The organism is Terriglobales bacterium (assembly GCA_035624475.1).
GTDB lineage: Bacteria > Acidobacteriota > Terriglobia > Terriglobales > Acidobacteriaceae > DASPRL01.
The window spans coordinates 1-9,551 of the sequence record DASPRL010000270.1 but is presented as its reverse complement, the minus strand read 5'-3'; the positions used below and the strand labels follow the sequence as shown (position 1 = coordinate 9,551).

Below are 9,551 nucleotides of genomic sequence, written 5' to 3'. Positions count from 1 at the left end.
GCCGGCGCGCGGCCCGGGACTCACGGCGCGGGGCAGCGCGGCGGTGTCGTAGAATGGCTGCGCCATGAGGCCCAGGAGCATCATCACCAGTGCACCTTGTCGCGTGGACCTGGCGGGCGGTACTCTCGATATCTGGCCGCTCTACCTCTTCCATCCCGGGGCTGTGACCGTGAACCTGGCGGTGGAGATCCAGACCGAATGCCGGCTGACGCGGCGGCCCGGCCGCCGCATCCGCCTGCGCTCCCGTGACACCGGCCGGGAGGAGAGCTTTGCCCGCCTGGACGCGCTGCTCCGCGCCCGCAGCTTCCGCCATCCGCTGGCTGCCTACCTGGTACGCTTCTTCGCTCCCCACGGCGGCCTGGAGATCGAGACCGACTCCGAGTCTCCCGCCGGCGCGGGCATCTCTGGCTCCTCCGCGCTGATGATCGCCACCACCGCCGCCCTGGCGCGCTTCACCGGCCGCCGCCTCTCCCGCGAGCAGATGCGGGTGGTGGCGCAAGAGGTGGAAGCCCAGCTCATCCGCGTGCCCACCGGATGCCAGGATTACTATCCCGCGCTCTACGGCGGAGCCAGCGCCATCCACCTGGAGCCCGGCGGGGTGCGCCACGAGCGTCTGCGCGTGGACCTGGACGAGATCGACCGGCGTTTCCTGCTGGCCTACACGGGGGCGCCGCGGCAGTCCGGGATCAACAACTGGGAGGTCTTCCAGGCGCACATCAACGACGACCGCCGGGTCTTCCGCAACTTCGAGGAGATCGCCGCCATCGCCCGCGCCATGCGCGCGGCCCTGGTCGCCGCCGACTGGGACGAGGTGGCGCGCTTGCTGCGCGAGGAGTGGAAGCTGCGCAAGACCAATGCTCCCGGCATCGCCACCCCGCTCATCGAGAAGCTGGTGAAGACGGCCCTGCGCCAGGGCGCGCGCGCGGCCAAGGTCTGCGGCGCCGGCGGCGGCGGCTGCGTCCTCTTCTGCGTGGAGACGGAGGCGCGGGCGCGCGTGGCCGAGGCTCTGAACCGCGCCGGCGGGCGCCTGCTGCCCTTCCGCGTGGCCCGCCAGGGCCTGGTCTATGGACCGCGCCGCGGCCGGGCGCCTGCCCGCCTGTAAAAAGCGCCCTCCGCGGTTGCAATCCCGCCCAAAAAAGGGAATCATAGGCGGAGCATTGGGCCGGGGTTTCCATGAAGCGGTCTTGCAGTGCGGTGCTCCTCGTGGCCTTCCTTTGGGGGCTCTCCGCCTTCGCCGATTCCAAGAAGAAGGACCGCGATACCCTGCCCGCGCCTTCTCCGCCCATGAGTGAGGCGACCAAGGTCGCCATCCTGCAGAGCCTGGCGGCCGAGCGCGTGTACGTGCGCAAGCCCTTTCCCCGGGGCAAGAAAGGCCTGGTGCTGAGCGCCACCGGGGTCATCACCCCCGACGACAGCGGCGTGGCGCAGCTCATCGCCGACCACGGCCTCGCCGCCAAGCCCGGCGACATGGCGGTCATCACCAAGATCGACTTCCGGGACGACAGCATCGTCTTCGAGATCAACGGCGGGCCCAAGAAGGGCGGCCACTGGTACCAGCACCTGCAGCTCGGCATCGGGGGCGGCATGACCTCGGTGGCCCCGCCCAACACCTCGGAGAATGCCCTCGGCTCCTACGTGGAGTTGAAGTTCCCCAAGTACGTCCCCGAGCTCAACGCGCACGAGATCCGCTCGCTGCTGGACCCGGTCTTCGATTTCAACTCGCACAGCTCTGCCGAGGCCTACGCCGAGACCCTGCCGCCCAAACTGCGCGAGGCCATCAAGGCGCACCACGTCCTGGTGGGCATGGACCACGAGATGGTGATCGCCGCCCTGGGCAAGCCCCTGCACAAGGTCCGGGAAAAGGACGCGTACGGCGTCGACTACGAAGAATGGATCTTCGGCGAGCCCCCGGAGGACGTGCAGTTCGTGCGCTTCATCGGCGAGCAGGTGGTGCGGCTGGAGATCATGAAGGTGGACGGCAGCAAGATCGTGCGCACCGAGCCTGAAGTGGAAGGCTACGCCCGGCCGGCGCAGGCAGCAGGGCAAGCAGCCGGCTCCCAGGGTGCTCCCCAGGAGCCGCCCACCTTGCGGCGGCCCGGCGAAGCTCCGCCCGACGGCGCGCCCCAGCAGCCCGGCGGTCCCGTGCTCATGCCCCAGGACACCGGCCCCGGCGCTCCTCCCAGTCCTAACCCGCCAAGCCCCGGCAATGGCCCGGGGACCCCGCCTCCGCCCCCTCCCGGCGGGCCCGGCTAGGGGCAGCGCCCGCTTCCCCCGGTTCCTTTCCCGCTGCCTGCGGTAGACTGGAGGAGTGAAGGTCGCGCTCGGGCAGATCAACCCCACGGTCGGGGACTTCCAGGGCAACTCGGCGAAGATCATCGATGCGGCGCAGCGCGCCCAGGCCGCCGGGGCGGGACTCATCCTCTTTCCCGAACTCTCGGTATGCGGCTACCCGCCGCGCGACCTCGTGGAAAAGGCCTCCTTCGTCGCCCGCAACCAGGAAACGGTGCAGGCCATCGCCGGGCAGACGCGCGGCATCGCCGTGATCTGCGGGCTGGTGACTCCGGCGCGAGCCGAGACCGGCAAGTCGGTGATGAATTCCGCCGCCCTGCTGCACGACGGCCGGGTCGAGTTCGTGCAGTCCAAGCGCCTGCTGCCCACCTACGACGTCTTCGACGAGATGCGCAACTTCGCTCCCGCCGACCGCCAGGAACTCTTCTCCTTCTGCGGGCGCCGCGTGGCCCTCACCATCTGTGAGGATGCCTGGAACGACAAACACTTCTGGAACCGCCGCCTCTACGGCGTGGACCCGGTCGAGGAACTGCTGCGCTCCGGCGGCGACTTCCTGTTCAACGTCTCGGCCTCGCCCTTCAGCCTGGACAAGCGCGAATTGCGCCGGCGCATGCTGCAGGCCATCGCCGGCGAGTACAAGGTGCCGGTGGTCTTCGTCAACCAGGTGGGCGGCAACGACAGCCTGGTCTTCGACGGCTCCAGCTTCGTGCTTGCTCCCGATGGCCGGGTCGTGGCCCAGGCCAGGTCTTTCGAAGAGGACCTGGTCTTCTTCGATTGCGACACCCTGTCCGGCGACGTCCACGAGCAGATCGCCGGCCGCGAAGCCAGCGCCTACGCCGCCCTGGTGTTGGGCACCCGCGACTACGTGCGCAAGTGCGGCTTCGAGCGCGTGCTCATCGGGCTGAGCGGGGGCATCGATTCCGCCCTCACTGCCTGCATCGCCGTGGAGGCGCTAGGCAAGGAGAACGTGATGGGGGTGGGCCTGCCGGGGCCCTACTCCTCTGCCGGCAGCGTGGAGGACGCCCGCGCCCTGGCCGCGAACCTCGGCATCCGCTTCGAGACCATCGCCATCACCCCCATCTTCGAGCACTTCCGCCAGGCCCTGGCCCCGCTCTTTGCCGGCCGACCCCAGGACGTGACCGAGGAAAACATCCAGTCGCGCATCCGCGGCACCCTGCTCATGGCCCTCTCCAACAAGTTCGGCGCGCTGGTGCTGAGCACCGGCAACAAGAGCGAGCTGGGGGTCGGCTACTGCACCCTCTACGGCGACATGGCGGGCGGCTTGGGCGTGCTCTCCGACGTCCCCAAGACCATGGTCTATCGCCTGGCGGAGCTGGTGAACTCGCGAAAGCCGGTCATTCCCAGGCCATCCATCGAGAAGCCGCCATCCGCCGAGTTGCGCCCCGACCAGCTCGACAGCGATTCGCTGCCTCCCTACGAGGTCCTGGACGCCATCCTGGAGGACTACGTGGAGGACAACCACTCCGCCGAGCAGATCGCCGCCGCCCACGGCTTCGATCGGGAGCTGGTGCGCCGGGTGGTGCGCCTGGTGCAGTCGAGCGAATACAAGCGCCAGCAGGCCGCCCCCGGCCTGAAGATCACCGCCAAGGCCTTCGGCGTGGGCCGGCGTTTTCCCATCGCCGCCAGGCCCGAGCTCTAGCGCCCCTTCTCACGCCTCCCGCTCTCGTTTAGACTTCCGGGGCGCGGCCGCACCACGCCGCTCACGCTCGTACCCAAGGAGACCCATGCGCCGCTGTCGCGCTCTTGCCCTTGTCCTGCTGCTGGCCGGGAGCATCCCGGCCCAGACCAAACCGTCCTCCGCGCCGCGCGCCGCCGGGCTGCCCACGGAAGCCACCGTGAACGCCTTCATGCGCCGCATGTTCGGCTGGGACAAGTCGCTGAACTGGGCGGTGGCCGGCATCCGACCCTCCGAGATCCCGGGCATGGCGGAGGTCACGGTGGCGGTGGGTGGGCCGCAGAACCTCACCCGCTTCTATGTCAGCGCCGACGGCAAGCATGCCGTGGTCGGCGACGTGATCCCCTTCGGCGCCGATCCCTTCCAGGCCGCCCGGGAGGCGTTGGAGCGCAAGGCCAAGGGGGCGGCCACCGGTCCCGCCGCCGCCCCGGTCACCATCTGGGAGTTCAGCGACCTGCAGTGCCCGCACTGCAAGGCGGCGCAGCCCACCCTGCAGCGCCTGCTCGCCGATCTTCCCAACACCCGCCTGGTCTTCCAGGAATTTCCCCTGCCCAGCCACGACTGGGCCATGACCGCAGCCCAGTTCGCCGAGTGCGTGCGCCGGGAGAAGCCGGCGGCGTTCTTCCCCTTCGTCCAGAGCGTCTACGACGACCAGGAGCAGATCACCGCCGACAACGCGCCCCAGCGCCTGCGCGACCTGGTGACGGCGGCGGGCGCCCGTCCTGACGCTGTCGCTGCCTGCGCCGCCCAGCCCGCCACCTTCGTGCCCATCAACGACTCCATCGAATTGGGCAAGTCCGTGGGCGTCGGCGGCACGCCTACGCTGTTCGTGAATGGGCGCAGGATCAGCAACCTGAACTCCATGCCCTACGAGCAATTCAAGGCCATTGTGGAGTTCGAGGCGCAGATGGCGCCTCGCCCCGCCGGGCAGGGCGCTCACTGACGGCCGCGCGGGAAGAGCCTAGCGGGGATAGGGCAGCCAGATCTCGGTCTGGGCCGAGCTTTCGGACGGGCTCACCAGCCGCGGTGTGATCACCACCAGCAGCTCGTCCTCGGTGTGCTGCACGTTCTCGTTGGTGACCAGCCGCCCCAGCACGGGGAGGTTCCCCAGCCCCGGCAGCCCGGTGCGCTCCGGCTGGTCGCTGCGCGAGATCGCTCCCACCACCACCGCCGTCTCGCCGTTCTTCAGCCTGACCGTGCCCGCGTACTCGCGATGCACCAGCGCGGGGATGCCGTTCGCGCTCACTCCCGCGAGCTGTTGGATGGTCATGTCCAGGAGCAGGGTGAGGTCGCCGCTGGGGTGCACCTGGGGAGTAGCCTTCACGCTCAGGCCCAGGTCCTCGTAGGTGAACGACGGGAAGGGGGCGATGAAGCTGTTGTTGGCGATGACCTGGGCCACCGCCGGCGTATTGAAGATGGGGGAGAAGGTCGCGTTCAGCACCGGGAAGCGCTGGCCCACGAAGAAGGTGGCGGGATCGCCGTCGCTGGCCCGCAGGGTCATGTGCTCGAGGCTGCGGAAGTTGGAGGAGTTGAAGCTGAAGTTCAGGACGGCCGGAGGGACGGTGACCGCCATGGTGGTGCTCCCGCCGCCGAAGATGAAGAAGGGCGTGGTGAGCAGCGGGTTGGCCGACTGCGCCTGCGCCTGCGCCAGCAGCGCCGCGATGGCTTGGGTGTTGGCCTGGTTGATGCCGCCGGAGGCGATGAGCTGGTTGATCTGGTCGAGCAGGGAAGGGTTGGCGGCGAACAACGACGCCAGCGAGGGGAGGTTGAACATCTGGTACTGCAGGGGCAACTGCACTCCCAGGTTGCGCAGGGAGGTCTGGCTGATCTCGTACACCTTCATGTCCAGCAGCACCTGGGCGCGGCCCTCGCCCAGGGACTCCAGGAAGCGCGTGGCCGGGTCCAGTTGCGGTTTGGGCGCGCGCAGCACCAGCACGCCCTTGCTGGCGCTGGGCGAGATGCTGCGGATCTCGAAGAGCCCGCGCAGCACCCCCACCAGTTCGTTGATCTCCTGCGGCGTGGTGGCGAAGGGAAGATAGAAGGTCCGCTCCGAGACCCGGTCGTACTGGCGGTGGTTTTCGGGAGTCTCGGCGGCCACCAGGATCTGCCGGGGATTCAAGGGCGTCCAGAAGAACTTGCCCATCATGCCCGCCACCCGCATGGCGGTCTCGAAGTCCACGCGCTCCAGGTCGAAGCGGACGGGGCGCGCGAGCACCGACTCGTCGATCACGGCGCTCACCCCGTAGGCCGCCGCCACCTGGGCCACCAGCCCGCGCGTGTCCCCGCGGTAGTGAAAGTCGCGGAGGCCGACCTGGGGCGCCAGCTCGATCTCGGCGGATTCGGAGGCCAACTGCAACCCGTGCGTGAGCCGGGGCGCGCGCTCACCCAGGGCGTCCTTCAGCCGCTGCTGAGCGAAGGCGTTGCCGGGATCGAGTTCCACGGCCGCCCGGAACTCGGCCAGCGCCGGCAGCGACTGCTGCTTGGCCAGCAGATCGTTCCCGCGCTCCAGGTGCTCGAAGACCAGTTGCTGGCGCGCCACTTCCCGCGCGGTGACGTACTCCAGGTTGTGGGGAAGCAGCCCGGCGGCCTGGTCGAAGGCGGCAAAAGCGGCGGCGGTATGGCGCGAAGCCGCCAGCTTCACCCCGCGATCGAAGGCGGCGCCCGCCTGCTTGATCTCCTGCTTGCCGGCGCAGCTTCCCGCAGCGGTCTTCAGTTCGTCGGCACACTCTCCGGGCGGCTGCTCCGCCGCCCAGGCGGGGAGGGCCAGAGCCACCGCCAGGGACAACACCGCCGCCAGGGTCCGCTCACGCATCGGGAAAAGGAATTGTACTCCGCCGGGAGGGGTTCAGGGCTGCTGCTTGAGCACGAAGCGCTCGATGGAGGCGGCCCGCCCGCTCGCCGGATCGCACTCGATGAGAGCGGCGCACAGCCACACGTTCTCCGTGGCTGGCTCGAAGCGCGCCGGCATGCTGCTCAGGAAGCGCTGCAGCACCTGCTCCTTCTGCACCCCGATGATGCTGTCGTAGGGCCCGGTCATGCCCAGGTCGGTGAGGTAGGCGGTGCCGCCGGGCAGTACCCGCTCGTCGGCGGTGGGGACATGAGTGTGGGTGCCGACCACCGCCGTCACCCGCCCGTCCAGATACCAGCCCATGGCCAGCTTCTCCGAGGTGGCTTCCGCGTGCATATCCACCAGCACCACCTTGGCCTGGACTGTCTTCAGCAGAGCGTCGGCGGTGCGGAAGGGATCGTCGTTGCTGCCCATGAAGACCCGCCCCTGCAGATTGAGGACGGCGTAGGGCACGCCGCCGCGGGTGGTGCCCTGGTACAGCCCGGTGCCGGGCGTGCCCGCGGGGTAGTTGGCCGGCCGGAGCACGCGCCGAGCGGAGCCGTTGGGCGACTGCAGGTATTCGATGATCTCTTTCTTGTCCCAGATGTGGTTGCCGGTGGTGAGCACCTCGATGCCGGTGGCCAGCAGTTCCTCGGCGATGGCCGGCGTCAGGCCGAAGCCGGCAGCGGCGTTCTCGGCATTGGCCACCACCAGGTCGATCCGGCGCTGGGCGACGATGTCGGCCAGGTGGTCGCGCACGATGTGCCGCCCCGGCCGCCCGAAGATGTCGCCGATGATGAGAATGCGCACGGTCTTTTGATACTACCATGCGCCCGCACGACGCCCGCTACGGCGCCAGTTCCGCCGTCTTCAGGAAGTTGTAGTTCCCGGAGGGGTCGAGGCGCAGGTTGCGCACCCGCCGCGAATGCACCATCACGTTGTCGAGGTAGAGGATGCTGACGTAGGGCAGTTCCTCGCCCACGATCTCCTGGATCTGGGCGTAGATCTGCTTGCGCTTGGCCTCGTCGGTCTCGCGCCGCCCGGCCTCGATCAGCGCGTCCACTTTGGGGTTGGAGTAGTGACCACGATTCGCGCCCCGCGGCGGCACGTTGGCGGAATAGAAGACGTCGAAGATATCGGGGGCCTCGTTGCCCCCGATCCAGCGCAGCGAGTACATCTGGAAGGCCCCTTTGAGCACATCCGAGTAGAAGGTCCCGAACTCCAGGGTGCGGATGTCCACCGCGATGCCCACCTCGCGCAGTTGCTGCTGGAAGACGGCGGCCTGCAGGCGCGGCACCTCCTGGGTCGAGGTCTTGTAGAGCAGGTGGAAGCGCACGCCGTTGCGGACGGGGTAGCCGGCCTGGTCGAGCAACTGCCGCGCCCGCGCGGGGTCGTGGTGCCAGGCGGGGACGCCGGCGTCGTAGGCCCAGCTCTCCGGGGGCAGGGGGCTGGCGGCGGGACGCGCCATGTCCCGCCACAGGTATTGGATCAGCGGCCGGCGGTCAAGGGCGCAGGCGATGGCCTGCCGCACCTGCTCGTCCTTCAGGATGGGGTCGGTCAGGTTGAAGGCCAGATAGTTGTAGATGGAGCCGGGCGCGCGCTCCACTTGCAGCCCCGGGTCGCGCGCCAGGGTGAGCACCGTATCCGGGGTCAGGGAATTCAGCGCGATGTCGGCGGAGCCTTTGCGCAGCTCCAGCGCCTCGGTAGTGTAGTCGGGGACGATGGCGAAGCGTACGCGCGCGATCTTCGGCTTCGCGCCCCAGTAGGCGTCGTTGCGCTCCAGCACCACTTCCTTATCCAGTTGCAGGCTGACGAAGCGGAAGGGCCCGGAGCCGATGGGATGCCGGCTGAACTCCGGCCCGCTGCCGTAGGGCACGATGCCGCTGGCGCCCTCCGAGACGTTCCAGGGCAGCATGGCGTCGGGCTCCTTCATGTGGAAGATGACGGTGGCGTCGTCGGGCGTCTCGACGGAGGCGACGTAGCGGTAGGCGCTGGCCTTGGCCGTCTTCACCGTGCCATTGAGGATGCTGTCGAAAGTCCACTTCACGTCGCGAGCGCCCAGCGGGCGGCCGTCGTGGAAGCGCACCCCGCTCCGCAGATGGAAGACGTAGGTGCGCGGGTCGGGCGTCTCCCAGCGCTCGGCCAGGCCGGGCTGGACGTCGAAGTGGTCGTCGCGGGTGAGCAGAGCGTCGAAGAGCAATTGGTCGATGCGCTCCGAATAGGCGTCCGTGCCCACCCGCGGATCCAGGTTCGTCGGGCTGCTCTCGATCAGCATCACCACGGTGTTGGGATCGGGGCGCTGCGCGCAGGAGGTGAGCAGCAGGAGCAAGAGAATGCAGATTGCAGATTTCAGATTGCAGATCGAAGCTCCGCGCCGCCGCGACAATCTGCAATCTGCAATCTTCAATCCGCAATCCCGCGTCATGGATAGGAGACCTTGCCCAGGACGACGGCCCGCTCCGCCCCCGTGGCCGCAGGCATGTTCCCCGGCCGCCGCTGGCAGGTCTGGTAGGCGAGCAGGGCGAAGGCCACGGCTTCTTTGGCCGCTCGCGGCAGCCCGAATTCCTCAGAGCGCCGCAGTCGCAGCCCCAGGTTGGCGATCTCCGCCTGGATCATCTTCACCAGGGTGGGATTGGCGGCGCCGCCACCGGAGACGATGTACTCGCGGTAGCCGCCATCCCTGAGCACGAAGCGCCGCAGCGCCACTTCGATGGAGCGTGCGGTCAGCGCGGTCGCGGT

At 68.9% G+C, this 9,551-nt stretch carries 8 protein-coding genes; 4 read left to right on the top strand and 4 right to left on the bottom strand.

The annotated features are described in order from the left end of the window. The first annotated feature begins 64 nt into the window (after positions 1-64). The 4 genes from VEG08_10765 (at position 65) to VEG08_10750 (ending at position 4,928) form a co-directional block, all read left to right on the top strand. Positions 65-1,102 carry a hypothetical protein gene (locus VEG08_10765; GenBank protein ID HXZ28468.1) on the top strand — a complete coding sequence of 346 codons (1,038 nt, stop codon included), beginning with the start codon at positions 65-67 and terminating at the stop codon, positions 1,100-1,102. A gap of 71 nt (positions 1,103-1,173) precedes the next feature. Then, complete coding sequence (locus VEG08_10760) at positions 1,174-2,253, top strand: hypothetical protein (GenBank protein ID HXZ28467.1); 1,080 nt, start codon at positions 1,174-1,176, stop codon at positions 2,251-2,253. Between the two features lie 55 nt (positions 2,254-2,308). Next, the gene (locus VEG08_10755) at positions 2,309-3,949 is read left to right on the top strand and encodes an NAD+ synthase (GenBank protein ID HXZ28466.1); all 1,641 of its coding nucleotides are present in this window, start codon (positions 2,309-2,311) and stop codon (positions 3,947-3,949) included. Between the two features lie 85 nt (positions 3,950-4,034). Further along, positions 4,035-4,928, top strand: coding sequence for a DsbA family protein (locus VEG08_10750; GenBank protein ID HXZ28465.1), 894 nt, complete (start codon positions 4,035-4,037; stop codon positions 4,926-4,928). An 18-nt stretch (positions 4,929-4,946) separates the two neighbouring features. Here the strand turns inward: VEG08_10750 and VEG08_10745 are convergent, their stop codons facing one another. The 4 genes from VEG08_10745 to VEG08_10730 all read right to left on the bottom strand — a co-directional run. Next, entirely contained in the window at positions 4,947-6,797 is a 1,851-nt protein-coding gene (locus tag VEG08_10745; GenBank protein ID HXZ28464.1) for a type II and III secretion system protein, read from the bottom strand. Positions 6,798-6,830: 33 nt separating this feature from the next. Further along, a complete protein-coding gene (locus tag VEG08_10740; protein HXZ28463.1) occupies positions 6,831-7,622 on the bottom strand; it encodes a TIGR00282 family metallophosphoesterase in 792 nt (263 codons plus the stop codon). A 37-nt stretch (positions 7,623-7,659) separates the two neighbouring features. After that, positions 7,660-9,141 carry an ABC transporter substrate-binding protein gene (locus VEG08_10735; GenBank protein HXZ28462.1) on the bottom strand — a complete coding sequence of 494 codons (1,482 nt, stop codon included), beginning with the start codon at positions 9,139-9,141 and terminating at the stop codon, positions 7,660-7,662. 92 nt (positions 9,142-9,233) lie between these two features. Then, positions 9,234-9,551, bottom strand: a 318-nt coding sequence (locus VEG08_10730) for an anhydro-N-acetylmuramic acid kinase (GenBank protein HXZ28461.1), incomplete at its 5' end; no start/stop codon positions are given.

Excerpts from the sequence above, each read along its gene's own strand:
- VEG08_10765 (HXZ28468.1), top strand. The coding sequence starts at position 65 with ATGAGGCCCAGGAGCATCATCACCAGTGCACCTTGTCGCGTGGACCTG.
- VEG08_10760 (HXZ28467.1), top strand. The coding sequence starts at position 1,174 with ATGAAGCGGTCTTGCAGTGCGGTGCTCCTCGTGGCCTTCCTTTGGGGG.
- VEG08_10750 (HXZ28465.1), top strand. The coding sequence starts at position 4,035 with ATGCGCCGCTGTCGCGCTCTTGCCCTTGTCCTGCTGCTGGCCGGGAGC.
- VEG08_10745 (HXZ28464.1), bottom strand. The coding sequence starts at position 6,797 with ATGCGTGAGCGGACCCTGGCGGCGGTGTTGTCCCTGGCGGTGGCTCTG.